The following is a 22,892-nucleotide window of genomic DNA, read 5'->3' as shown; positions in this document are numbered from 1 at the left end:
TGAGTCAGCGAACGACCGGTGAGTTATACGGCGGTGTCGGGTGAAACCACTGCGCGTGGCCGAGGACCCGTCCCCGACCGAGGTGTTTGCCCTCCTCGATGACGAATACGCTCGCGCGCTCCTTGCAGCCACGAGTCACAGACCGATGACAGCAACTGAACTCAGCAACGACTGCGAGATGTCACCCTCGACCGTGTACCGCCGTCTCGACGCCCTTGAGGACTGCGGCCTCGTCACCGCTCGAACGCAAATTGCGGATGACGGGCACCACATAGACGTGTACGAGGCACAGATGGACAAACTCACAGTGTGTCTCACCGACGGAGCTTTCGATGTGAGCCTCTCCGTCGAGTCAAAGACACACGAGTTCGCCGATGCGTTGGTAGACCTCTGGGAGGGGCTCTAATGGAGGTCGCCGGCCTCTCCGCCGAAACGTGGGTTACCGTGAACACTGCGTTCCACCTCGCACAGACGGGGGTCGGACTGCTCATTGCTGCATTGGCGCTCGTTGGCTACCGTCGACGGCGGACCCGCTCCATGCTCGCACTGGCTATCGGCATCAGCCTCCTCACCTTCGTCTCGTACCTCGTTACCCTTAGCGCCGTGCAGGTTCTCCCGCGAGTGGTGTTTCCCCTTCCGGGCACTATCACAGAACTCGTCGGTCTCCTTGTCCTCCTCTACGCTATCGTTCTGGCCCGTCGCGACTAGCCCCTTCAGAACGATTCTTCGACGGCGCCCCACCGGATGTCGTTGTACTCCCGCTCCCGGTCGGTTTCGAACGTCCGCTCGATGCGGCGGGTGAGTTCCTCGCTTCCCTGGCGGTCGATTTTCGCCAGCTCGTCAGCCTTGCCGATAGCCAGGGGCGGCCCCTGTTCCCGGGCCACGTCGTGGAGTATCTGCCGCGTGAGCTTGGCCCGGCACTCCGGGTCTTGTGTGAACGCGTACGGGGCCTCGACGCGGAACACGAGGTCCGAGCGCGGGTCATAGAGGACGAAAAACGTCACTTCGTACGCTTCTGGGTCGAGGGACCGTTCGATGCCCAGCGCGTCACCGTCGGCGGCCATGATGCCGTCAGTGCCGCCCCGCGAGCGGAACCAGTTTGTCGCAGTCAGACAGTCGGTCTGGCGCTCGCCGTCGTCATCGCGACGCTCTAGGATTCGGCGGAAGAAGGCGGTGTCATTCACCCATGGGGCGTTGGTCTTGCGGCGGAGTGCCCGCGTGAGGGCCTTCGTCGAGGAGTTCTTGATGAACCCGACCATCGGGACGTCCCGCTCGACGAACCGCTCGACGAGGTCAACGTAGTTGTTCACGACCGTTTTGGGGCGGTCGTCCTCCGCAAGCAGGTCGGCCAGTTCGGTGTCGCGGTCGGCCCAGCGGAGCACGCCGGTCGGGTAGATGGGGCCGTCGAGGATGAACAGGTCCTCGACCACGTCGGCGTTGGTCAGCGCGTGCTGGCTCTCCGCGAGGTACAGCGCCAGCGCGTGGACGACCCGCTGTTCGTAACGGTCGACCTGTGGTACGTCGAGAACGCGCCGCTTGGCGTAGCCGCGGTCTCCGCCCTGCCACTCGCCGTCGAACCCCAGCGTCGCGTCGTTGGAGTGGACGGCCATGATGATGGTCCGGCCCCGGTGGAGTTCCACGTCCGAGGGAACACTCCCCATCGCCGCCTGTGCTACGTCCAGCACCAGTCCGTTCTTGAACGTCGTCGGATTGATGGTCCCCGAGTCCAGCCCGTGCTGGGTCGGAAACGGCGGGTCCGCCAGCGCGATATCCTCGATGGAGACCTTCCGGCGGCGCTGCTCGTCCAGTGGTTCCAGAATCTTCGTTCCGTCTTGCCACAGCGGGTCGAGAAAGTTGTCCCACACCTCCTCGGCAGCCGCCTCCTGGTCACTCGTCTCGACGGTCTCGCGCACCTGCCCGGCGAGCTTGGCGATCCCGTCGACGTGGACCGGGTCCAGCGTCATGCCCGTGGGTTCGCCGGGACGGGCATAACCCTTTGGTCGCCCGCCGACTCGGTGGTTACTCCTTCCCCGACTCTTCGCGGAGCAGGCGTTCGATGGCCTCGGCGATTTCCTCGTAGGACTGCATTGTCAGGCCGTCCGTGGTGATGAGCACGCCCTGACGCTCGGTTGTCGCCCGCACGAGGTAGCCATTGGAGAACGCGCGCACGGTGAAGCGATAGTCGCCCAGTTCGGACTCCTGGTAGGCGTTTTTCGTCTGCTTGTACCCCTGCCATTCGTGGCCGACGAAGTCGTTGAGGTCGGCGTCCTGTTCGAGGTCGTCCCGCAGGTAGAGTTGCTCGAAGTTCGCACGTGTGAAATACGTCACCGAACGGAGCGAGTCGCCCGTCGCCGTCCGGGCTGTGGTAACGATTGCGTCGGCCAGATCGTCCGAGAGAATATTTCGAGTCATGCCCGACCGAAGGCGGGCCACCCTCTTAATTTCAGGGTTCCAGATACCGGCAAGGATAGCGGAGTGGATGCGGGGGGATAGCACCATCAGCACCGCCGAATTTCGCATTATCGACCGTCACGTTCGGGACTGACCGACAGTGTATTAGGCCGGTCGCGTGACCCACTGGATATGGACGCCGGACTCATCATCTTGGACGGCTGGGGCCTGAATCCGGACGACGATGTCCGGGATGCCGTCGCCGCCGCCGACACGCCGAACTTCGACCGCTACCGAGACGCAGGCGCAGCGTCGACGCTTGCCACCCACGGCCGCCGGGTCGGTCTCCCGGAGGGCCAGATGGGCAACTCCGAGGTCGGCCATCTCAACATCGGGGCCGGCCGCGTCGTCAAGCAGGACTCCGCTCGCGTCAGTGACAGCATCGCCCGCTCGCGGGGCGAAGCCCCGCCCGATGACGACGCACAGGACCCGCCATTCTTCGAGAACGAAACGATTCTATCAGCCTTTGAGCACGCCGAGGCGCACGGCGGCCGGGTTCACTTCATGGGCCTCGTGTCGGACGGCGGCGTCCACTCGTATCAGGACCACCTGCACGCGCTCATCGAACTCGCCGGCGAGCGCGGGACTGACGCTGTCTCACACGCCTTCACCGACGGCCGGGACACCTCGCCGACCGGCGGCGAGGACTACCTCGCCGACCTCGAAGCCCACGTCGAGGAACACGGGACCGGCCACGTCGCCACCGTCTGCGGGCGCTACTATGCGATGGACCGCGACCAGAACTGGGAGCGGACCCGCCGGGCTTATGACGCCATCGTTCGCCGCGAGGGCGACCACCACGCCGATGAGGCCGTCACGGCCGCCACGGAGTCGTACGCCCGCGACACCACTGACGAGTTCATCGAACCCACGACTGTCGGCGACCACGCCGGTCTCGAAGCCGGCGACGCGGTCGTCTTCTTCAACTTCCGCTCAGACCGCGCCCGGCAGCTCACCCGAATGCTCGGCGATATCCGACCCGAAGACTGGGGGGCCGACACCGAGCCACCGGACACCCGGCTGGTGACGATGACGCAGTACGACGAGACGTTCGACCTGCCGGTCGCCTTCCCACCGAACCAGCCTGAGGACGTGCTTGGCGAGGTGCTTTCCGAAGCCGGGAAGACGCAGATTCGACTGGCCGAGACGGAAAAGTATCCCCACGTCACCTACTTCCTCAACGGCGGCCGCGAGGTCGCATTCGACGGCGAAAGCCGCGAAATCGTCGACAGCCCTGACGTGGCGACCTACGACCTCCAGCCGGAGATGAGCGCGCCGGAACTGGCCGACACCGCTATCGAGTTCATCGAGACTGAGGACCCCAGCGCGATGGTCCTGAACTTCGCCAACCCCGATATGGTCGGCCACACCGGCGACTTCGACGCGGCGGTGACCGCCGTCGAAGCCGTTGACGAACAGCTCGGGCGACTGGTCGAGACAATTGGGGCTGCTGGCGGTCACGCACTCATCTGTGCCGACCACGGGAACGCCGACGATATGGGGACCGAAGACGACCCGCACACGGCCCACACGACCAACCCCGTCCCGTTCATCTATCTCTCTCCCGACGGAACTGCCGGCGGTCGGACTGCCCGTGACGGCGGGACGCTGGCCGACCTCGCGCCGACGATGCTCATGCTCATGGGAATCGATCGGCCGGACGCGATGACCGGCACGCCGCTGGTCGAGTAGCGGGCGACGCAACCACGCTATTTTTCGAGCAGCGAAAGGTACACCGGCGGCACGCGGTCAGTTGTGTACGTCTCGGTTCCGCGCTTGACGATTCGGCGGTCATCGGACTGCATCGCCGCGGCGTCGACGACGAACACGACGGGGTCGGCGGCGTGGCGACGCCCCACCTCCCGGGCCGCCGCGGCGGATTCGGAGAGGTGGACCGTCTGGCGGCTCATTGGTTTCAATCCCGCCTCGCGTATCGAATCGACGTTCCGCGGGGCGGTCCCGTGGTACAGCGTCGCCGGAACGGGGTCGTCGGTCCCATCGAGGGTCACGTCGACGGAGTGCCCGTAGGCGGCCCGAACGCGGTCACCAGCGGTCGTCGTTCCTGCCTCATTGTCGACGCCCGTCCGTTCGAATCGCCCTTTCGGGTCCGTGGCGATGACGCCGGCCAGTGCCGTAGCATCCGCCCAGTCGTACTGTCGCTCAACTGCGGCACGGAGGGAATCGAAGCTCGTCCACCCCGTTTTGTCTACCTCGATGCCTGCGTCTTCGGGAAAATGTCTGAGCGCGCCCGAAACGAACTTCGAGAGCTGTCGTCGCCGTGCACCGTCGAGAATCTGGGTCCCAACTGCGTCACAAACCGGGCACGTGTTGCCCTCGAAGAAGCCGTCTTCGGGACAGCGGCGGACCGCGTCTGGCATAGCTGAGAATGAGCCACGACCATACAAAAGCGTCACGCGGACGCACGGGATGCTGCGGCAGCAACCCCTGTTCCAGCCGGTCTCACCGGCGACCACGGCAGCGCCGCTACAAAGGCGGCCTGCAATTGCAGGCGACGGTGCCGGGTAGCTTCAAGTAGATACAGTCATCAGTGGGCCATAGCGAGATGCCGTCCCCAACAGACCTCGAACTCGGCGGTGAGCGGTCCGACGTGTACCGGTTTGTGGAACGGAACGGCCCTGTCGCGCCCGCCGAGGTGGCCGAAGCTATCAGTGTCGACCCCGAGCGGTTCCAGCACCACGTCTCCATTCTCAAACGGGACGACCTCATCGAGGCCACCGAGGACGGGAAGCTCACCGTGGCACTTCATGGCGGTGAGACGGCCGAACACTACGAAGCCGGCGTTAGCTACGAGATACGCCCGTCCCGGCCGTCGGACCTCTCCGGCGTCGTCGGTACGATCCGCGACGTGACTAGCGAAGCGCCGTATATTATCGCGGCCGGCGTCGCCGAGCAACTGGCCTACGAGGACACACTCGTCCGCTGGGGCCCCAACCGTTGTCGCGTCGTATTCGTCGCCACGGTGGACGACGATGTCGTCGGCTGGGTCCACGTCGCCATGTCCGAAGTGGATGAACTCGCGTCGACGGCCGAGCTCACGCTCGGTGTGATGGAGACGTACCGTCGCCATGGTATCGGCAGCCACCTGCTTCACCGCGGGGTCGAATGGGCCGCAAGCCGTGGCTGTCGAAAGGTGTACAACAGCCTGCCGGCGACGAACGAGCGAGCAATCGACTTTCTGAAGGCGGCCGGCTGGACGGCCGAGGCTGTCCGTGCCGACCACTACGAAATCAGGGGCGAACTGGTCGACGAGGTGATGCTTGCTCGCCGGCTAGATGGTCGGAACTGACGGGACTCAGGGCCGCTACCCCGTTCGGAAGGAGAAATCCAGCGTTGGTGCGGAGTGGGTCAGCGACCCCATCGAGATGATGTCCACACCTGTCTCAGCGTAGGCCGGCACGTCCGCGACGGTGATACCGCCACTGGCTTCGGTGAGCGCATCGGCATCGGACGCCGTTACGAGGTCGACGGCCCGCTCGGTTTCAGCAGGGGACATGTTATCCAGCAAGACGATGTCTGCGCCGGACTCAGCGGCCCGCGGCGCGTCCTCCGGGGCTTCGACTTCGACGTCGAGTTTTGTTGCGAAGGAGACTCGCTCGCGGAAGTGCTCAATAGCGTCGACGAGGCCCATTTCGGCGATGTGGTTGTCTTTGACCATCACCATGTGCGAAAGGTCGAGCCGGTGGGTGTCGCCGCCGCCGGCCGCTACCGCCCGCTTCTCGACGCCACGCAATCCCGGGGTCGTCTTTCGCGTGCCGGCGATACGGGGTGTGGAATCTGTCGCGGCAGATTCCGCCCCATTGACGGCGGCCCGAGTCTTCGTTGCCACGCCTGACGCGTGGCCGGTGACGTTCACCGCGACGCGCTCGCCGCGGAGCACCGACTGGGCAGGGCCGTCGACGCGAAGCACCACGTCGCCAGCATCGATAGCGTCCCCGGAGTCGACCGGTGTCTCCACCGTACAGTCCAGATACTCGAACACCGCGGTGGCGGCGTCGAGACCCGCAACGACGCCGGACGCTTTCGCTACCAGGCGGCCCTCGGTCGTCCCGGGCACATCGTTGGTCACGTCGTGATGGCCCACGTCCTCGCGGAGCCACCGCTCGATGTCGCTGTCGGTAAGCATCAGTCGGCCGTGGACTCCGGCGGGTCTTCGCTCGCGTCCACGAGGTTGTGCGTGCCGACGCTCTCCTCGTTTTCGGCGGCGTGACGCGCGATCAGGAGGGCGGTGACGCTGGCGTGGCGGAGTTCGTACAGCGAGCGGCTGGTTCGCGTACGGACGTAGGCATCCACTTCGCCCTTGAGCCGGCGGAGGACGGCCATCGCGCGCTGGAGGTCCGCAGGGTCGCGCTCGACGCCGACGTTCTCGTCCATCACGCGGGTCAGCCGCTGGAACTTGTCGCGGGCAAACCGCTCGGGCAGGTCCGGGTCACGTTCGAGCAGCTCCGGCGCTTCGATTGGCTCCGGGTCGGCTCCGGCAGCGTCTTCGCCGGCCCGCAGGCCCCAGACCAGGCCCTCAAGCAGGGACGTGCTGGCGAGTCGGTTCGCACCGTGGACGCCGGTCCGGGAGCACTCGCCGACGGCGTAGAGCCGGTCCAGCGTCGTCCGGCCGCGGTCGTCGACGCTGATACCGCCACAGAGGAAGTGTTCGGCGGGCGCGACCGGGATGCCGTCTGTCCAGTCGACCCCGTGCTCCGTACACCGGTCGGCGAGGTTCGGGAACTCTTCGGCGAAGTCGAGCGGCGAAACGTCGAGCGTCACCTCGCCCGTCGCCTCCCGCTCGGCTTTGACTGCCCGGGCCACCACATCGCGGGGCGCGAGCTCGGCGTCAGCGTGGTAGTCGGGCATGAACCGCTCATTGTCGCCGTTCCGTAGCAGGCCGCCCTCACCGCGGACGGCTTCGCTGACGAGGAAGGCCACGTCGCCGTCTATCGTGCAGGCCGTCGGGTGGAACTGGACGTACTCCATGTCCTCGACCTCGGCTCCGGCGAGCGCGGCCATGCCGATGCCGTCACCAGTCGTGTTGTCGGGGTTCGTCGTCCGCGGGTAGAGGTCGCCGATACCGCCCGTCGCCAGCACGACGCTGCCGGCGAAGTACGGGTCGACCTCGCCGTCGGATTCGAGCATTGCGCCGTGGACTCGGCCCTCGTGGCGGATGAGTTCGAGCGCGGCGGTATCGTCCAGAATCTCCACGCCGTCGTGGTCGTCGATGTAGTTCAGGAACGGGACGTGGATGTGCTTGCCCGTCGAGGCGTCCACGTGGAGAATGCGGTCCTCGCTGTGGGCGGCCTCGCGGGTGAAGTCGTGGCCAGAGCCGTTCTGGTCAAACTCGACATCCAGCGTCTCAAGCAGTACGTCCTCGACGGCTTCGTTGGCGTTCTCCACCAGCACGTCGACGGCGTCGGGGTCGGCGGTGCCGTCGGAGGCGGCCATGATGTCGTCTTTGAATCCTTCGGGCGTATCTCGGGAGATGGCGATGCCGCCCTGGGCCCACCAGGACGAGGAGCCTTCCGGGCGGGTCGCCTTTGTGGCAAGCGTCACGTCGTCGCCTTCGCGGGCCGCAGCGAGCGCTGCCGCCAGCCCGGCAATCCCAGAACCGATGACCAGTACGTCCGTCGTAATCGGGTCGTCTGTCATGGTTAGATCTCCAGCATTCGGTCCATCGCGACCTGTGCCAGTTCCTTCTCTTCGGGCGCGACCTCTATGACGTTGCGCTCGCGACCCTCGACCAGTTCCTCAAGCACCCACGCGAGGTAGTTCGGGTCGATCTGGCGCATGGCGTTGCAGTCCATGCAGGCGTCGCCACACAGCGGGACGACGTTCACGTCAGGATGCCACCGCTGGAGGTGGTGCGTGAGGTGAATCTCCGTGCCGATGGCCCACGTCTCGCCGGGGTCGGCCTCGGCGACGGACTCACAGATAGTCGACGTCGAGCCGGCCACGTCGGCGGCCTCGACGACCTCGCGGCGACACTCGGGGTGAACGATGACGTTCGCGTCGGGGTAGTCCTCTCGGATGGACTCGATGTGGTGCTCGCGGAAGCGTTCGTGAACCTGGCAGTACCCTTCCCAGAGGATAACGTCGTTTTCAACGGCGTCGGCGGCGTCGGTGCCCTCGGCGTCCCAGGGGTCCCACTCGACAGTCTCGTCGGCCATGCCGAGCCGGTGGGCCGTGTTCTCACCGAGGTGTTTGTCGGGCAGGAACAGCACCTTGTCGCCCTTCTCGAAGGCGTACTCGAAGGCCTTGTGCGCGTTCGAAGAGGTACAGACCAGCCCGCCCTGCTCGGCGCAGAAGGCCTTCAGGTCGGCGTAGCTGTTCATGTACGTGATGGGAATGATTTCCTCATCGTCGTCGAGCGCCGCGGTCAGTTCCGCCCACGCGGCGTCGACCTGCAGCGCTTCGGCCATGCCGGCCATCGGGCAGGACGCCTCCATCGACGGGAGAATCACGGACTGGTCGTCGTCCGTGATTATGTCTGCGGATTCGGCCATGAACGTCACGCCGCCGAAAATCACGTAGTCGGCGTCGGATTGGGCCGCTTCTTTCGAGAGCTGGTAGGAGTCGCCGATGAAGTCGGCGTGTTCGACAATCTCCTGTCGCTGGTAGTTGTGGCCGAGGATGACCACGTCGTCGCCAAGCTCGGCGAGCGCGCTCTCGATGCGCTCAGTCCGCTCGTCCGCATCGAGGTCCCGATACGACGGCGGGAGCTGCTCGAGGTTGTCATACTTGAAGAGGCTAAGGTCCGTCTCGAACGCGGCGGTTTCCATTTCGGGCACGTTGTATCCACCTGTGGGTACTCACACTTCGTAACTACTTCGTGAAAAGATTTTATCTTCAAAGAAGTTAGTTGGTAGCAGAGAAAATTGTGTATCCAATATCGGTGGTCACTATACTTTTGTTTCCGGGGTTGGTGACCGCTCTGGTTTTATATCCGACTTTGGCGACTTATCCGGTTCTATATCCCGTATTGCTGAATCAAGTTGTTTGTTACCGAACAACAAGATCCGGAGCGCTTCGATACCGCTCTTTGTTTGATTCAGTCACCGGAGTCGAACACGATGTCGCCGGCGCTGACGGTCATCGTGATTGCTATGTCCGAAATCTCCCCGTTCGGCACTTCCCACGGCGAGGCCGATAGCACAGCGAAATCCGCGACCGACCCCGGTGTGACTGCGCCCATCCGGTCCTCGTCGAAGCCCGCAGAGGCAGCACCGCTGGTGTACGCCCGGAGCGCCTCGTCAACGGTCAGGCGCTGGCTCGGTTCCGGCGCGGTAACGGCCTGCTGAATACCATACAGCGGGGAAAGCGGCATACAGTCGCTCCCGAACGCCAGTTGCGCGCCGGCATCCACGAGGTCGCGGAAGCGGTTCGTCAGCCCGCGACGCTCGCCGAGGCGCTCGTCGTACAGACCCCCCGGCGCTGCCCAGCGGTGGAAGTTCGGCTGTGCCGAAACGACCAGCGGCGACGCTGCCAGTCGCTCCACCAAGTCGCCGGTGAGGACTTCGGCGTGTTCGACGCGGTGGCGCTCGCCAGCGGCGTCGACCGATTCGACGGCGGAAAGCAGCGCGTCGATAGCCGCGTCACCGATGGCGTGGGCGGCAAACTGGAGGCCCGCGTCGTCGACTGCCGACACGAGTTCCCGGAGTGCGTCCGGGTCTGTCCGCCACTCGCCGACGCTGTCGCTGTCGGCGTAGGGGGTCCGGAGCCGCGCGGTTCCAGCCCCGAGCGACCCGTCGATGTACGCCTTAATCGCGCCCGTTCGGACGCGGTCGCTCCCGTGGTTCGTCACCAGACCGAGTTCCCGTATGGCGTCGAGGTGGTCCGCCCAGTAGTTGAGCCGCACCCGCAGGGAGAGGGCGTCCTCGTTGTCCAACTCGCGGTACACCTGTGGGGCGTGCGACTGCCGTACCATGTCGTGGACGGCGGTAATTCCCTTTGAGAGGGCCACTTCCTGTGCGGCCAGCAGATACTCCCGAGTCTGTGTGTAGTCGGGCGCGATGGCGTCGAAGACGGCCTCAGCGGCTTCCTCAACGAGCACGCCGGTCGGCGCGCCGTCCTCGGTGCGGACGCCGTCGGCGGGTAGGTCCAGCACGTCCAGCGCGGCGTGGTTCACCGACACCGTATGGATGTCTTCGCGTGCGGCCGCGACCGGGCGATCAGTGCTCACCCGGTCCAGTGTCGCCGCCTGCAGCAGCTCGCCGTCCCAGTCGCTCTCGTCGTAGCCAAAGCCCAGAACCCAGCCCTCGCCGTCGTCGGCCGCCAGCAGCCGGCCGATGCAGTCGTCCGGGTCGTCTGCCCTGGCGAGGTCCGCCTCGACCGCACGCCGGCCGACGATGTCCAGATGCGTGTGGGCGTCGACGAAGCCGGGCAACAGCACGCCACCGCGACAGTCGACGGTCTCAGCACCCGCTGTCAAGAGTTCGTCCGGGCCCCCGACGGCGGTAACCGTGCCGTCCGTTACTGCAACCGCGGACGCCGGGTCGTCGCCGGATAGCGGCCGTACCTCACAGTTCGTGAATACGCGGTCGACCATACCGGCTCCGGGACCGGCGGCGGGAAAACAGTTCGGTAGTTTGTCACGCGACGCCGACAGTGCAGCCGTCACACGACGTGGTTTCCATCACCGACGGGCGATTGCTGATGTCACGGGTCATGGATGGGAAGCAAACGGGACAGACATATCTCCTGAATGTTCATGGGCGGGAAATTCAGATGGGACTCCTTACTCCTGTCCGCTACCGGTAAGCAACTGTTGGTGATTGTGGAGCTGTATTTCACACGTTCGTTTCAACCGCTCTGCCTATCGAGATCAACGGTCTCTAGCACTGGTATCCCAGCCGTTTCCTGACGGAGAACCTGTACAAGACAACGTGTATATCAATAGAATTCCAGTATGAGACGCGCTGCTGTCACCCAGTTTAGGTCTCTATAACAATGTACAGCCACGGGGCACCGAGTGTGTGTCCAATCTATTCAGATTGACCGAAAACAGCGAACACAGCGGCACAGACACTTCTTTGCAGTCGAACGGCAGCCGACAAGACGGGAGCGGCAACACGAGACGGACATTTCTTGAAGGCGCGCTCGGGACAGCACTCGTCGGAGCCGTAGGAATCGGCGGGACCGCCGGGACGGCAGCCGCAGCAGTCACTGAAGACCAGTTCACGTTCAAATGCGACCACGTGGTCGTCGACGACAGAAGCGGTATCGACTATCTCGCTGTTAACTTCCGCGACGGGAGCACAGTCGCAGCACAAAAGGGGCCAGGAAGACGGGCTAGCGATGACGAACTGATTCGCTATGGCTCACCCGGGCGGACAATGACCTCTATTGACATTGAAAACAATTCGACCGGCGAGGAAAAGCGATTCGAGGTCGACCCCTGTGAACCAGACCGGCCACGGGCAACGAGATACACTGCGACATCCGCCTACGTCCCGCCAGCAGAATTATTGCTCAATCTCAGAGGACGTATTGCCGATGTGTTGGCGACGAGTGTTTCAATCCGATTCACTGACGGGAGTTATGAGGGAAAGCAACACTATGGAACGGACAACATCGGCGGCCCCGGCGACATTCAGGAGTTTGAAGACTCAATCGGATCTACTACCTCGCTTGCCATGGGCGCAGTTCCGAACCTGTACCGGGGGACCGGCGAAAACTCCGGCAAGGTACTCGATGCGGTGGATATTCGTACCGATATTGATTACGTCTCGTTCAACCTGAAAAACCCCCATGCACAGCCGTCGCTGTTCGGCACCGAGAGTCATCAGGAGCGACTCATCGAGATCGTCGGCACGAAAGCCGGCCCCGTCGAGTACGAACTCACTGCGACAGGCCCGATACGGCCCGTCGACGTGAATGAGAAACTCGGCGCTGGCTCGAACGATAGCATCTCACAGAATGGGGACGGAACGTGGACGGTCACCGGCTTCACCGGTAACCCTGGGTACGGTGATGTCTACGCCGTCAACGGTGACATAACAGATATCACACAGACCGGCGGCGACGGGGAGTTTGTCGCTAGAGCGCTTGAGCGACGGGTAATCGGCGGCTCTACCTCACAGAGACACAGCGTCGCAATCATCGGGACCGAAGAAGGTGAGGTCGCCTACGAGTTCACCGTCGACGGGCGCGTCCAACCCCAGCCAGGTGCGGTGGACGACAGATCTGTCGAAGACAACGACAGTTTCACAGAAAACGAGGACGGAACGATGACTGTCTCCGGATCCACCGGCAACACCGATAGCGGCGATACGTACCTCGTCACCGGGGATATCACGTCGTTTGCACGTACAGACGGAGACGCCGATTTCAGCATCGAGGTCGACGGTAAGACCGTCAGCCCTGACGAACTCCCGGACAAGGTGTGACTGGACCTGCGTCCCACAACTGTTAGGGGGGTCCACCGCCAGAATCCGGGCATGACCGACTCCGACGTCGTCGCGCTCGCAGAGCGCGTTCGTGACGGTGAGTTGCGGCTCTACGAACTGGAAGACCACGCCGAGCCCGACACCGCGGCGGCGGCCCGCAGACACCTGCTGGCCGAGGAGACTGACACGGACCTCTCTGCGGTCGGCGACTACACGTTCGACGCCGCCGACGCCGAGAGCAACATCGAGAACATGGTCGGCGCGGCGCAGGTCCCGATGGGCGTCGTCGGCCCGCTGCCTGTCGACGGCGGGGCCGCCGAGGGTGACCACCACCTCCCGCTGGCGACCAGCGAGGGCGCGCTGCTGGCCTCCGTCAACCGTGGCGTTTCGACCATCCGCAACGCCGGCGGCGCGACCGCTCGTGTCCTCAAATCCGGGATGACCCGCGCGCCGGTGTTCCGCGTTGAGGACGTAGCCGAGGCGGGCGAGGTATCGGCCTGGGTTCGCGAACACGTCGACGTCCTCGCCGACGCCGCCGAGTCGACGACGAGCCACGGCGAACTACAGGACGTGACACCCTACGTCGTCGGCGACAGCGTATTCCTGCGATTTTCCTACGACACCAAAGACGCGATGGGGATGAACATGGCCACCATCGCGACGGAAGCAGCCTGCGATATTGTCGAGTCTGAAACGCCGGCCGACCTCGTGGCGCTCTCGGGCAATCTCTGTTCGGATAAGAAGCCCGCTGCCATCAACGCCGTCGAGGGCCGGGGCCGCACCGTCGCTGCCGACGTACTCATCCCACACGAGCAGGTCGAGGACCGACTCGATACGACCTCCGACGCCATCGTTGAGGCCAACACCCGAAAGAACCTCGTCGGCTCCGCAAAGGCCGGTGCGTTAGGATTCAACGCTCACGCCGCCAACGTCGTCGCCGCCGCCTTCCTCGCGCTCGGGCAGGATATGGCACAGGTCGTCGAAGGGAGCAACGCTATCACGACGGTCGACGCCCGCGAGGACGGCCTGTACGCCTCAGTCACCATCGCGTCGCTGGAGGTCGGGACCGTCGGCGGTGGCACGGGCCTGCCGACACAGTCCGAAGCACTGGACGTGCTGGGATACAGTGGCGGCGGTGACCCTGCTGGGAGTAACGCCGACGCGCTCGCCGAAGTTATTGCCGCCGGCGCACTGGCTGGGGAACTCTCTTTGCTTGCAGCACTGTCGTCGCGCCATCTCTCTTCGGCACACGCCGACCTCGGTCGGTAGCGTCAGCCGCCCGGCGGTGCACTATCGCTGTCGGCTCTGACTCACGAGAAAGCCGGCACCCGCGACGAGCACGACGACCCCAGCGAGCAGGAGCGCTTCCCGCCCGAGCAGCGGGCCAAGCACGAGCAGCGCCCACGCGACGGCGAAGACGCCGTGGGCGATGGCGAACAGCCGTCGGCCCCGGCGAGCGAACACGACCGTGCCCAGCGTGAATCCGAGCGTGAGAACGACTGCCGAGAGCGCGACCGTGCTCACCCGCAGCGAGCCGACTGCGACGGGTTCGACGACCGGCGTAAGCAAGAACAGCAGTCCCGAGAGACCGACGAGCGTCCCGACCGCTACCGGTCCGGGCTCGAAATCCAGTGTCGCGGTCATAGCAGCCGGTACTGCCCCCGGCTCTCCGATGCCTCGCCGGCGCGAACCAGCTTTTTCAACGCCTTCCGGGTGTACGACGCCGGGACGCCACGCTCCTCGGCGTAGCCTACGATCTCGTCCTCGGTCGGCTCGTCCAGCTCCCGCAACGCGTTCGTTACCGTTTCCTTGCGGCTTGACCCACCTGTCGCCCCCTGCTCGGCACGGTCGGCGGCTGCCGACACGGCGTCGGTGTCCACCCCCGAATCTCCGAGATACGTCTCGTCGTCCACGCCCGCGTCGTCGACCTGCCGCTCCATCTCAGCGTAGGAGTCCAACTCCGCGAAGGCGTCGCCCTCCCCCTGCCGGTTGGCCAGCATCGACGCTCGAACCTCGCGGGCGTGGGCCTCGTCGTCCGTCTCGACGAACTTCCGGCGCTTCTCGTGTTTGCGGCGCGTGCCACACCGCGGGCACTGGGTCGTCTCCGGCCGCCCCTCGGTGACCCACAGTGCGCTACAATCACTACACCCGACGACCGCGTACATACCCCTCTGTCAGGGCCGGACGGTACTGAATCCACCGACGTCCAATGCCGGGGGACGAAGGCTTAGGTGCGGTGGACATGACATAGCTGAGCATGGAAGAAGTACCACAGGCGGCCTGTGAGACAGTCGAAGCAGTCGACGGCGTGCACCTGACACAGATGGCCGTCGGAGAGCAGATGAGCGTCCAGCAGTTCCATATCGAACCCGGCGCGGCCGTCCCGGAGCACAGCCACCGCCACGAGCAGGTCGGCTACGTTGTGAAGGGGACCTTTACCTTCCACGTCAACGGCGAGGAGTACGTCATCGGTCCCGGCGACTCCTACGTGGTCCCAAGCGAGGAACCACACGAGGCGCGCAACGACGGTGAGGAGCCGGTTCGTGGCATTGACGTGTTCAGTCCGCCCAGGCCGAACCCGGACTGGCAGGACTAGCACTGTCGGCTGTACGTCTGTACCGAATTCCGCCACCGCGAATACCCTACAATAGGTCCAGCCGACAGTACAACCACAACTGTTTGAGTCCTCCGGCCGTATGGTAACCAATGACGCGAGCAGTGGTTGCTGTCGTGACGCTCGCGCTCGTACTCGCCGGCTGTTCTGGATTTGTCCAGCAAGACAGTCCCGAGACGGTCACGCCGGCAGCGGTGCCGACCGACGGGGTCGGGTATCCGCCGGGCGTGAGCGACGACGCAGTGGTGCCGTCAACGCTGGCCAGCACCCACGAGCGGACGCTTGCGACGACGAATTACACGCTGGTCACTCGCCAGTGGGTCACTGACAGCAACGGGACAGTGCTCCGGCGGTCCAACCACACCCGCTACGTCGCGGTGAACAAGACGACGTACGCAGGGCAGTTCCGCCAGAACGGCACGGAACTGAACACGTTCACCACCCGCATCGACTACTGGACCAACGGCTCTATCGTCGCGGCCCAGTACGACGAGCGAGCGAACGGGCGTAACCGGGTCACGTGGCCAGTCCGCGACGACGGCCCGGTTTCGGACCTCTCGGAGCGCCGGACGATACGTGGCGTCGGAGAAGCCGTCGCCCTCTCCGTTGCAGACCGGAGTGACAGCGGCGTCGTCCTCGTCGGCACCCGCTTTCGGAACCCTGACAGACTCAACACACCGCTGTTCGTGAACGACCCTCGCAACGTCTCCGTCCGACTTCGCGTCAGTCACGACGGTACCGTTTCGGCGTTTCGGCTGGCCTTCGACGCAGAACGAAGCGACCGGCAGGTTCGTGTCACCCAAGAGATGCGGCTCCGACAGATCGGGTCGACAACAGTGAGACAGCCAGAGTGGGTCGAAAATACAACCCAGCGGTCGTTTCAGGACTAATAGTCCGCCTGCAGAAAACAATCAGGCGCTTCCGAGCGCGGGAAACACTCGCCGCGATGCGAGGGTGTAGCCGGCGTACAGGAGGACCAGCCCCATGTACACCTCCCAGGCAGCGAACGCGGAGACGCCGCCGGACAGATCGGCGAGGGCGGCCTGTTCGGTGAGTGCTCCCCCCACAGTTAGTCCGGCCGCGAGAAGCGTCGAGAGCAGGAGTTCGAGTAGCTCCGGAATCGATTCTGAAACCATGTATGCACAGATATCACTACAAACGCGTTTGTAGCTCTTTCGATCCGAGAGAGCTTAGTAGACCCACGAGAACGGACCTATATGAGCCAGAACTGGAACGCGGACTATGCGACACTCGCAAAGCGCGGGTTCATGCTCGGGGCAGGGCTGTTCCTCCTCGGTATCGCAGGAGAAGTCGCCGGAAGCGCCGTTCTCGGGACGCTCCCCGCCTGGGGCGACACGCTGCTGGTCGACATGGAAATGCTCGGTATTCTCGTCGGACTCCTCTCACCGCTCGTGTTCGGCGTGGTCCTGCCGCTGACAGAGTAACGCTTCTCGGACCGGATGCGGTCCGTGGACGAAGGAGACTCCCGAGCGACAGCCCCGTTCCCCTAACAGTACTCACTTGTCACGTCACTCCTAGGCTGTGAGGGGTGATAAAAAATTGAGCGTCTATGTCGTCAGCGCGACTCGCTTATGCGAGCTTTTCGATGTTTTCGACGACCTTCTCGGCGAACTCGCTGGTGGCGAGCTTCGTGCCGCCCTCGATCTGGCGTTCGAGGTCGTAGGTGACGTTGCCCGAGGAGATGGTCTCCTCGACGGCGTCACGAACGAGCTCGCCAGCGTCCTTCCAGCCCATGTATTCGAGCATGAGGCGGCCGGAGAGAATCATCGCGGTCGGGTTGACCTTGTCCTCGCCGGCGTACTTCGGTGCGGAGCCGTGGACCGGCTCTGCGAGACAGCGCGCCTCGCCGAAGTTCGCACCGGGGGCGATGCCGAGCCCACCGATCTGTGCGCCGGCGGCGTCGGACATGTAGTCCCCGTTGAGGTTCATCGTCGCGATGACGTCGTACTCGTCGGTCCGGGTCAGGAGCTGCTGGAGCATGTTGTCGGCGATGCGGTCGTTGACAACGAGCGCGTCCTCGGGCGCTTCGCCGTCGTACTCGTCCCACAGCTCGTCCTCGGTAATGACGTTCTCGCCGTACTCCTCTTCGGCGACCTCGTAGCCCCAGTCGCGGAAGGCACCCTCGGTGAACTTCATGATGTTGCCCTTGTGGACCAGCGTGACGCTGTCGCGGTCCTCTTCGAGGGCGTAGTCGATGGCCTCGCGGACGAGGCGCTTGGTCCCGAACTCGGTGATCGGCTTGACGCCGATGCCGACCGGGCCGTCGTGGATGGTCTCGTCGAAGTTCATGTCGTCCTCGACGAACTCCTTGACCTCCTCGACTTCGTCAGTGCCGGCCTCCCACTCGATGCCGGCGTAGACGTCCTCGGTGTTCTCCCGGAAGGTGACCATGTCCATCTCCTCGGGGTCTTTGACCGGGGAGGGGACGCCGTCGATGTGGTATGTCGGGCGGACGTTCGCGTAGAGGTCGAGCGTCTTCCGGAGCGCGACGTTCAGCGAGCGGAAACCAGCGCCGACTGGTGTCGTCAGCGGGCCCTTGATAGCGACGTTGAACTCCTTGATGGCTTCGACGGTGTCATCAGGGAGGTTCTCGTCGTACTTGTCCCGGGCGGACTGTCCGGCGTAGACGCGCATCCACGAGATGTCACGACCGGTGGCGTTTGCGGCGGCTTCGAGCACCTTCTGTGCGGCCGGTCCGACGTCCGTTCCGATACCGTCCCCGTGGATGATGGGGATGATCGGGTTCTCCGGAACGTCGAGTTCGTCGTCCTCCGTGACCTGAATCTGCTGTCCCTCGTCGGGAACCTCCACTTTGTCGTAATCGTAGCCCATATTCCGCCAATTGATAGTCGCCCCTAAAGGCGTGCCGCTTTGCCTCAGACGTGGTAACACAGTGCGTAAAGAAAGGTCACGACCGCACGCCGGCACGTCACTATCGCAATTCCCGGAGGTGATATGCCTTTCGTGTGTCAACGGGGCTGTATGCACGTCATCGTCCACGGCGGCGCGGGCAGTCCACCGGAGTCACCGACTACTCGGCAGGAAACGCTCACAGACGCCGCTGAACAGGCAACGGAGGCGGAGGGTCCGATGGAGGCGGTGCTGGCCGCGCTTCGGCCGCTCGAATCCGACCCGGCGTTCAACGCTGGTGTCGGTGGGGCAATCCAGAGCGACGGCGAAGTCCGGACTGACGCTGGACTGATGACCGACGGCGGCGTGGTCGGAGCGGCGTGTGCAATGTCTGGCGTTGTACACGCCGCGGATGTAGCCCATACTGTGGCAACTGAGACGCCACACGTCCTCCTTGCCGGCGACGAGGCCGTTGAGTTCGCGGCTGGTACAGGGGTCGAAACCGGCCGGGACCTCACGACTGCAGAGACGCGACAGCGATACGAGCGCGCGGACCCGCCCGACGGTGGCCCCGCTGACCACCTCGACTGGGTTCGTGAGCATTTCAGCGGCACTGACACCGTCGGCGCTGTCGCAACCGACGGGGACCGGCTCGCCGCGGCGACATCGACCGCCGGGCGCTGGTACGCGCTGGCCGGTCGAGTCGGCGATGTGCCACAGGTCGGCGCTGGCTTCTACGCGGACAGCCGCGGTGGTGCGAGCGCGACCGGCGAAGGGGAGGCTATCGCCCGGTTCGGGGTGGCTCGCCGCGCTGTCGAACTACTGGACACGTACGGCCCGAAACAGGCCGCCGAAGAAGCCATCGCCGAGTTCGAGGACGCGACCGGTGGACGTGCCGGCGTCATCGTTCTCGACCATGCCGGCCATACCGGGGCCGAACGGAACACCGCAGCAATGCAGACCGCGACGAAATAGCAGAGGGAAACCCCTTTGGCCGCCACCGACTAACCGGCGTGCATGACTGACGTGGACTTCGATTCCGAGCAGTACGAGAAATGCCGCGAAGCAGGCGAAATTCTGGCACAGGTGCGCGACGAGGCGGCCGAACGCGTCGAGGTGGGCGTCTCCCACCTCGAAGTCGCCCAGTGGGCCGAGGATAAAATCAAGGAGTTGGGCGGCAAGCCGGCGTTCCCGGTCAACATCTCCATCGACGAGGAGGCAGCTCACGCCACCCCTGAGCGCGACGACGACGCCACCTTCGGCGAAGAGATGGTTAACCTCGATATCGGCGTCCACGTCGACGGGTGGCTCGCCGACACCGCCGTGACGGTCGACCTCTCCGGGCAGGACGAACTCGCCGAAGCGCCCGCTGAAGCCTTGGACGCTGCGCTGGACGTCGCCGGCCCCGGTGTCGACGTGGGCCAGATCGGCGCAGCCGTCGAGGAGGTCATCGAAGGGTACGGCTACAACCCCGTCGTGAACCTCACCGGCCACGGACTCGGTCACTGGGAGCAGCATACGTCGCCGAACATCCCGAACCGCGAAGTGGCACAGGGTGCGACGCTCGACGTGGGTGACGTGGTCGCTATCGAGCCGTTCGCCACCGACGGCCGCGGCAAGGTGCAGGAAGGGGCTGACGAGGAGATTTTCGCCCTCGAACGGGAGGGTTCAGTTCGGAACCGGCAGGCCCGACAGGTCCTCGAACAGATCACCGAGGAGTACCGCACGCTGCCGTTTGCCGCACGTTGGCTTGACTCGCCGCGAGCGGAGATGGCGCTTCGCCGCCTGAAACAGCAGGATATTGTCCACGGCTACCCGGTACTCAAAGAGCAGGACGGCGCGTACGTCAGTCAGAAGGAACACACTGTCATCATCACCGAGGACGGTTGTGAAGTGACGACACGCTCGCGGTAGCGCGACACCGACTTCGAACCCGCCGGATAATATCGGAATCTCGTTTTCGAGCACGCCATCACTCTGCGATTAGTGTGAAAGGGTGGAGTAGGGGGGTGTGTGGCCACGCAGTCAGAGACCGCGTGGCGTATGGAAAGAGTGGGGTGGGGTGTGTGGCCACACAGTCAAAGACCGCGTGGCGTACGGAAAGGGTGGGGTGGGGGTGGGGTGTGTGGGATGGTTAGGCGTTGTTCATCCGTGTCGACGTGGTTGTCCCACAGATTTGGCACTCGCTAACCCGATACGGCTCTCGGGAAAACGCCGCGTTTTCGCGTTTATCGGACTCTGTCTGTATCTGGACACGCACGGCGTGCGGTGTCTCACGGTCACACGTCGAACAGTGTTCAGCCATGTCAACGCCGTCGTTTATCGCTGCCATCCCGTCTGATACAAGCCGGGTAGGGAGTATAAAAACCGACCTCAGTTCTGGTCCGTTCAGCACTGTTTATCGCCAGACGGCAGTTGATTTCTGCCGAAAACGCCCTTAGATCCTATAAGAATGTTTAAAAACCTCGCTAAGGCCACAGAACTCGATCAGTTTGCATGAACGGCCAATACTTTTATATACTCATTTTGCGGTACCAGTCCTGTCGTTTTTGCTGGTGGGTCGACAACTGGCGATATGGACAAGGTGTTTGCGCCGTGGCGCATCGAGTGGGTCGAACGCGAGGAGACAAACTCCGATGTCGACTGCGTGTTCTGTGCGTTTCAGGCACAGGATGACGACCAAGCGAACAATCTCGTGGCGCGAAGCGACCACGCCTTTGTCCTCCTAAACAACTACCCGTACAACCCCGGACACGTGATGGTCATTCCGCATACCCACACCGGTGAGTACGGCGACCTCGACGACGAAACCCTACTCGACCACGCCCAACTGAAACAGCGGACCTTCGACGCCCTTGAAACCGCGCTGTCCCCAGACGCGTTCAACGCCGGGCTGAACCTCGGCGGAACGGCGGCCGGCGGCTCGATTGACGACCACCTCCATACCCACGTCGTCCCGCGGTGGAACGGCGACACCAACTTCATGCCGGTGATCAGTGATACGAAAGTCATCGTCGAGGCCGTCGAAGAGACGTACGACCGGCTCTACGCTGCGTTCGCGTCACAGGACGGAACGACCGTCCCCGAAGACGGGGCTGTCCGAATCAACTGAGACGGTCGTAAGCAAAGCCCGGAGCGAACTGCGCCAGTGTCGAAGCGGCTTTGACGGCGGCCCGACAACGGGGGAGCAATGTCACGCCGCGCGACGCTCAGGCGAGTCGGCCTGCTCGTTCTCGGCGTCAACCTTCTCCTCGTGCTGCTGAAAGCCAGCATCTGGCTCACTACTGGGAGCTTCGCCGTCCAGTCCGAGGCGGTCAACAGCGCCGCCGACACCGCCTACTCGCTGGTCATCGTTGCTGGACTGTACCTGACGACGCGCCCGCCTGACTTCGAGCACCCCCACGGCCACGAGCGCATCGAGCCGTTCGTCTCGCTGTTCGTCGCCGCAGGTATCTTCGCCGCTGGCGGGTTCGTCCTCTGGAACGCCGGGACTGCCCTGTTGACCGGGGACGTCTCGGTGACACAGGGGCCAGCCGCTGTACTCGTACTCGTGTTCTCGGCAGTCGCGAAGTACGCCCTCTACCGCTACTGTCTCCGCGCGGGCACGGACCGTAACTCCCCGGCGCTCATTGCGACGGCGAAGGACAACCGCAACGACATCCTTACCGCGGGAGCGGCGCTTGTCGGCGTCGCTGGCGCGATGGCCGGCTACCCCATCGCTGACCCGCTGGCCGCCCTCGTCGTCGCAATCGGCATCATCTACACTGGTATCGAGGTCGTGCAGGAAAACGTCACGTATCTCGTCGGCGGCGCACCGCCGGAGGACCTCCGGCGCGAGATTCTCCGCCGCGCACTCGACCACCCGAAGGTCAGCGGCGCACACGATGTCATCGCTCACTACGTCGGTCCCGAAATCGACGTGAGCCTCCACATCGAGGTGGAGGGAGACCTGACACTGTTCGAGGCCCACGACATCGAGACGGCGGTCATCAAGTCCATCGAGGAGCTTCCGGAGGTCGACGACGCGTTCATCCACGTCGACCCGAAGGAACTCGGCGAGTGGAAAGACGACGAGGAAGTGGAACGGCTCGCTGACCTGGAGTGATGTTTTAGTAGCTTCCGTGCCATGCTGTAGCATATGGGTGACGACTCATCACGTAGCTGGCTCGCGCTTGGACGACTGTTGTTCGGCCTCGGCGTGGCCCTCCAGGCCGCTGAGGACTTCCGGGACATGGAAGACGCTATTGAGTATGCTGAGTCGGCGGGTGTCCCCGCACCGGACCTGCTGGCCCCGCTGGCCTCGGGGATGATGCTTGTCGGCGGGCTGGGGACGGCATTCTGGCGGCTCCCCCGTGTTTCGACCGGTGCTGTCGCCACGTTCCTTGCCGTTGTCACTCCGACGATGCACGACTTCTGGAACGCCGACCCGGACGACCGGGGCGGCGAGCGTCTGGCCTTCTTCGGCAACCTCGCGATGTTCGGCGCAGCGGTAACGTTCCTTCGCGAAGCCTACAGCAGTGACTGAGCGGACGGTCGATTCAGGCTGAAAATTTGAGCCGACGACC

26 protein-coding genes are annotated in these 22,892 nt (G+C 64.2%); 14 read left to right on the top strand and 12 right to left on the bottom strand.

Translation table 11 applies throughout. The features are described 5' to 3' along the window. Positions 1-40 precede the first annotated feature (40 nt). Positions 41-406: a winged helix-turn-helix domain-containing protein gene (locus AV059_RS19970; protein ID WP_228841846.1), complete on the top strand. Its 366-nt coding sequence runs from the start codon at positions 41-43 to the stop codon at positions 404-406. Next, entirely contained in the window at positions 406-708 is a 303-nt protein-coding gene (locus tag AV059_RS19965; protein ID WP_058997358.1) for a hypothetical protein, read from the top strand. The genes AV059_RS19970 and AV059_RS19965 overlap by 1 nt, the downstream gene beginning before the upstream one ends. 5 nt (positions 709-713) lie before the next feature. Here AV059_RS19965 and AV059_RS19960 read toward each other — a convergent pair whose 3' ends face one another. Both AV059_RS19960 and AV059_RS19955 read right to left on the bottom strand, forming a co-directional pair. Further along, the gene (locus AV059_RS19960) at positions 714-1,964 is read right to left on the bottom strand and encodes a DNA double-strand break repair nuclease NurA (protein WP_058997356.1); all 1,251 of its coding nucleotides are present in this window, start codon (positions 1,962-1,964) and stop codon (positions 714-716) included. A 55-nt stretch (positions 1,965-2,019) separates the two neighbouring features. Continuing rightward, positions 2,020-2,412: a hypothetical protein gene (locus AV059_RS19955; protein ID WP_058997353.1), complete on the bottom strand. Its 393-nt coding sequence runs from the start codon at positions 2,410-2,412 to the stop codon at positions 2,020-2,022. 171 nt (positions 2,413-2,583) lie between these two features. Here AV059_RS19955 and gpmI point away from each other — a divergent pair, with 171 nt between their 5' ends. Then, a complete protein-coding gene (gpmI, locus tag AV059_RS19950; RefSeq protein WP_058997352.1) occupies positions 2,584-4,143 on the top strand; it encodes a 2,3-bisphosphoglycerate-independent phosphoglycerate mutase in 1,560 nt (519 codons plus the stop codon). A 17-nt stretch (positions 4,144-4,160) separates the two neighbouring features. Here gpmI and AV059_RS19945 read toward each other — a convergent pair whose 3' ends face one another. Further along, on the bottom strand, positions 4,161-4,829 hold the full coding sequence (locus AV059_RS19945) for an RNA 2'-phosphotransferase (RefSeq protein ID WP_058997349.1): 669 nt from the start codon (positions 4,827-4,829) through the stop codon (positions 4,161-4,163). A 185-nt stretch (positions 4,830-5,014) separates the two neighbouring features. Between AV059_RS19945 and AV059_RS19940 the strand changes: the two genes are divergently transcribed. Further along, on the top strand, positions 5,015-5,758 hold the full coding sequence (locus AV059_RS19940; RefSeq protein WP_058997348.1) for a bifunctional helix-turn-helix transcriptional regulator/GNAT family N-acetyltransferase: 744 nt from the start codon (positions 5,015-5,017) through the stop codon (positions 5,756-5,758). Positions 5,759-5,773: 15 nt separating this feature from the next. Here AV059_RS19940 and nadC read toward each other — a convergent pair whose 3' ends face one another. From nadC to AV059_RS19920, 4 genes are all read right to left on the bottom strand, one after another. Continuing rightward, the gene (gene nadC, locus AV059_RS19935) at positions 5,774-6,595 is read right to left on the bottom strand and encodes a carboxylating nicotinate-nucleotide diphosphorylase (protein WP_058997347.1); all 822 of its coding nucleotides are present in this window, start codon (positions 6,593-6,595) and stop codon (positions 5,774-5,776) included. Then, on the bottom strand, positions 6,595-8,106 hold the full coding sequence (locus AV059_RS19930) for an L-aspartate oxidase (protein ID WP_058997345.1): 1,512 nt from the start codon (positions 8,104-8,106) through the stop codon (positions 6,595-6,597). The genes nadC and AV059_RS19930 overlap by 1 nt, the downstream gene beginning before the upstream one ends. A 2-nt stretch (positions 8,107-8,108) precedes the next feature. Next, entirely contained in the window at positions 8,109-9,236 is a 1,128-nt protein-coding gene (gene nadA, locus AV059_RS19925) for a quinolinate synthase NadA (protein ID WP_174789895.1), read from the bottom strand. Positions 9,237-9,505: 269 nt separating this feature from the next. Next, positions 9,506-11,002 carry an amidohydrolase gene (locus AV059_RS19920; RefSeq protein ID WP_058997341.1) on the bottom strand — a complete coding sequence of 499 codons (1,497 nt, stop codon included), beginning with the start codon at positions 11,000-11,002 and terminating at the stop codon, positions 9,506-9,508. A gap of 484 nt (positions 11,003-11,486) precedes the next feature. On the opposite strand from AV059_RS19920, the gene AV059_RS19915 reads away from it, so the two are divergent. Then, positions 11,487-12,842: a hypothetical protein gene (locus AV059_RS19915; protein ID WP_079990826.1), complete on the top strand. Its 1,356-nt coding sequence runs from the start codon at positions 11,487-11,489 to the stop codon at positions 12,840-12,842. A 51-nt stretch (positions 12,843-12,893) separates the two neighbouring features. Beyond that, on the top strand, positions 12,894-14,111 hold the full coding sequence (gene hmgA, locus AV059_RS19910; RefSeq protein ID WP_058997337.1) for a hydroxymethylglutaryl-CoA reductase (NADPH): 1,218 nt from the start codon (positions 12,894-12,896) through the stop codon (positions 14,109-14,111). 21 nt (positions 14,112-14,132) lie between these two features. Here the strand turns inward: hmgA and AV059_RS19905 are convergent, their stop codons facing one another. Further along, positions 14,133-14,486, bottom strand: a complete 354-nt coding sequence (locus AV059_RS19905) for a hypothetical protein (RefSeq protein ID WP_058997335.1) — start codon at positions 14,484-14,486, stop codon at positions 14,133-14,135. Beyond that, complete coding sequence (locus AV059_RS19900) at positions 14,483-15,007, bottom strand: DUF5817 domain-containing protein (RefSeq protein WP_058997333.1); 525 nt, start codon at positions 15,005-15,007, stop codon at positions 14,483-14,485. The genes AV059_RS19905 and AV059_RS19900 overlap by 4 nt, the downstream gene beginning before the upstream one ends. A 92-nt stretch (positions 15,008-15,099) precedes the next feature. Between AV059_RS19900 and AV059_RS19895 the strand changes: the two genes are divergently transcribed. Together AV059_RS19895 and AV059_RS19890 are read left to right on the top strand one after the other, a co-directional pair. Next, positions 15,100-15,438, top strand: a complete 339-nt coding sequence (locus AV059_RS19895) for a cupin domain-containing protein (RefSeq protein WP_058997332.1) — start codon at positions 15,100-15,102, stop codon at positions 15,436-15,438. 110 nt (positions 15,439-15,548) lie between these two features. Then, positions 15,549-16,346, top strand: a complete 798-nt coding sequence (locus AV059_RS19890; RefSeq protein WP_058997329.1) for a hypothetical protein — start codon at positions 15,549-15,551, stop codon at positions 16,344-16,346. Positions 16,347-16,367: 21 nt separating this feature from the next. Here AV059_RS19890 and AV059_RS19885 read toward each other — a convergent pair whose 3' ends face one another. After that, positions 16,368-16,592 (bottom strand): hypothetical protein, encoded by a 225-nt coding sequence (locus tag AV059_RS19885; protein WP_058997328.1) that lies wholly within the window; start codon positions 16,590-16,592, stop codon positions 16,368-16,370. An 81-nt stretch (positions 16,593-16,673) separates the two neighbouring features. On the opposite strand from AV059_RS19885, the gene AV059_RS19880 reads away from it, so the two are divergent. Continuing rightward, positions 16,674-16,901 (top strand): hypothetical protein, encoded by a 228-nt coding sequence (locus AV059_RS19880; RefSeq protein ID WP_008310699.1) that lies wholly within the window; start codon positions 16,674-16,676, stop codon positions 16,899-16,901. Between the two features lie 145 nt (positions 16,902-17,046). On the opposite strand, the gene icd is transcribed toward AV059_RS19880, so the two are convergent. Then, the gene (icd, locus tag AV059_RS19875) at positions 17,047-18,309 is read right to left on the bottom strand and encodes an isocitrate dehydrogenase (NADP(+)) (RefSeq protein ID WP_058997327.1); all 1,263 of its coding nucleotides are present in this window, start codon (positions 18,307-18,309) and stop codon (positions 17,047-17,049) included. Between the two features lie 150 nt (positions 18,310-18,459). Between icd and AV059_RS19870 the strand changes: the two genes are divergently transcribed. Together AV059_RS19870 and map are read left to right on the top strand one after the other, a co-directional pair. Continuing rightward, entirely contained in the window at positions 18,460-19,302 is an 843-nt protein-coding gene (locus AV059_RS19870; RefSeq protein WP_058997326.1) for an isoaspartyl peptidase/L-asparaginase, read from the top strand. A gap of 42 nt (positions 19,303-19,344) precedes the next feature. Beyond that, positions 19,345-20,241 carry a type II methionyl aminopeptidase gene (gene map / locus AV059_RS19865; RefSeq protein WP_014039607.1) on the top strand — a complete coding sequence of 299 codons (897 nt, stop codon included), beginning with the start codon at positions 19,345-19,347 and terminating at the stop codon, positions 20,239-20,241. Between the two features lie 220 nt (positions 20,242-20,461). Here the strand turns inward: map and AV059_RS22840 are convergent, their stop codons facing one another. Then, positions 20,462-20,659, bottom strand: coding sequence for a hypothetical protein (locus AV059_RS22840; RefSeq protein ID WP_004518623.1), 198 nt, complete (start codon positions 20,657-20,659; stop codon positions 20,462-20,464). Positions 20,660-20,902: 243 nt separating this feature from the next. On the opposite strand from AV059_RS22840, the gene AV059_RS19855 reads away from it, so the two are divergent. The 3 genes from AV059_RS19855 to AV059_RS19845 all read left to right on the top strand — a co-directional run bounded on the left by AV059_RS19855 (position 20,903) and on the right by AV059_RS19845 (position 22,852). After that, complete coding sequence (locus AV059_RS19855) at positions 20,903-21,439, top strand: HIT domain-containing protein (protein ID WP_058997324.1); 537 nt, start codon at positions 20,903-20,905, stop codon at positions 21,437-21,439. Between the two features lie 78 nt (positions 21,440-21,517). After that, entirely contained in the window at positions 21,518-22,432 is a 915-nt protein-coding gene (locus tag AV059_RS19850; protein ID WP_058997322.1) for a cation diffusion facilitator family transporter, read from the top strand. Between the two features lie 33 nt (positions 22,433-22,465). Continuing rightward, the gene (locus tag AV059_RS19845) at positions 22,466-22,852 is read left to right on the top strand and encodes a DoxX family protein (RefSeq protein ID WP_058997320.1); all 387 of its coding nucleotides are present in this window, start codon (positions 22,466-22,468) and stop codon (positions 22,850-22,852) included. Positions 22,853-22,892 lie beyond the last annotated feature (40 nt).

The organism is Haloarcula sp. CBA1127, assembly GCF_001485575.1.
Classification (GTDB): Archaea; Halobacteriota; Halobacteria; order Halobacteriales; family Haloarculaceae; genus Haloarcula.
The sequence above is the reverse complement of the archived record's forward strand: the minus strand, read 5'-3'. Positions and strand labels throughout refer to the sequence as shown.

Coding starts and splice junctions, on each gene's coding strand:
- AV059_RS19955 (WP_058997353.1), bottom strand. CDS start 2,412: ATGACTCGAAATATTCTCTCGGACGATCTGGCCGACGCAATCGTTACC.
- AV059_RS19900 (WP_058997333.1), bottom strand. CDS start 15,007: ATGTACGCGGTCGTCGGGTGTAGTGATTGTAGCGCACTGTGGGTCACC.
- AV059_RS19850 (WP_058997322.1), top strand. CDS start 21,518: ATGTCACGCCGCGCGACGCTCAGGCGAGTCGGCCTGCTCGTTCTCGGC.
- map (WP_014039607.1), top strand. CDS start 19,345: ATGACTGACGTGGACTTCGATTCCGAGCAGTACGAGAAATGCCGCGAA.
- AV059_RS19940 (WP_058997348.1), top strand. CDS start 5,015: ATGCCGTCCCCAACAGACCTCGAACTCGGCGGTGAGCGGTCCGACGTG.
- AV059_RS19930 (WP_058997345.1), bottom strand. CDS start 8,106: ATGACAGACGACCCGATTACGACGGACGTACTGGTCATCGGTTCTGGG.
- AV059_RS19885 (WP_058997328.1), bottom strand. CDS start 16,592: ATGGTTTCAGAATCGATTCCGGAGCTACTCGAACTCCTGCTCTCGACG.
- gpmI (WP_058997352.1), top strand. CDS start 2,584: ATGGACGCCGGACTCATCATCTTGGACGGCTGGGGCCTGAATCCGGAC.
- icd (WP_058997327.1), bottom strand. CDS start 18,309: ATGGGCTACGATTACGACAAAGTGGAGGTTCCCGACGAGGGACAGCAG.
- AV059_RS19965 (WP_058997358.1), top strand. CDS start 406: ATGGAGGTCGCCGGCCTCTCCGCCGAAACGTGGGTTACCGTGAACACT.
- AV059_RS19905 (WP_058997335.1), bottom strand. CDS start 14,486: ATGACCGCGACACTGGATTTCGAGCCCGGACCGGTAGCGGTCGGGACG.
- AV059_RS19895 (WP_058997332.1), top strand. CDS start 15,100: ATGGAAGAAGTACCACAGGCGGCCTGTGAGACAGTCGAAGCAGTCGAC.
- AV059_RS19870 (WP_058997326.1), top strand. CDS start 18,460: ATGCACGTCATCGTCCACGGCGGCGCGGGCAGTCCACCGGAGTCACCG.
- nadA (WP_174789895.1), bottom strand. CDS start 9,236: ATGGAAACCGCCGCGTTCGAGACGGACCTTAGCCTCTTCAAGTATGAC.
- AV059_RS19920 (WP_058997341.1), bottom strand. CDS start 11,002: ATGGTCGACCGCGTATTCACGAACTGTGAGGTACGGCCGCTATCCGGC.
- AV059_RS19945 (WP_058997349.1), bottom strand. CDS start 4,829: ATGCCAGACGCGGTCCGCCGCTGTCCCGAAGACGGCTTCTTCGAGGGC.
- hmgA (WP_058997337.1), top strand. CDS start 12,894: ATGACCGACTCCGACGTCGTCGCGCTCGCAGAGCGCGTTCGTGACGGT.
- AV059_RS22840 (WP_004518623.1), bottom strand. CDS start 20,659: ATGGCAGCGATAAACGACGGCGTTGACATGGCTGAACACTGTTCGACG.
- AV059_RS19845 (WP_058997320.1), top strand. CDS start 22,466: ATGGGTGACGACTCATCACGTAGCTGGCTCGCGCTTGGACGACTGTTG.
- nadC (WP_058997347.1), bottom strand. CDS start 6,595: ATGCTTACCGACAGCGACATCGAGCGGTGGCTCCGCGAGGACGTGGGC.
- AV059_RS19880 (WP_008310699.1), top strand. CDS start 16,674: ATGAGCCAGAACTGGAACGCGGACTATGCGACACTCGCAAAGCGCGGG.
- AV059_RS19890 (WP_058997329.1), top strand. CDS start 15,549: ATGACGCGAGCAGTGGTTGCTGTCGTGACGCTCGCGCTCGTACTCGCC.
- AV059_RS19855 (WP_058997324.1), top strand. CDS start 20,903: ATGGACAAGGTGTTTGCGCCGTGGCGCATCGAGTGGGTCGAACGCGAG.
- AV059_RS19960 (WP_058997356.1), bottom strand. CDS start 1,964: ATGACGCTGGACCCGGTCCACGTCGACGGGATCGCCAAGCTCGCCGGG.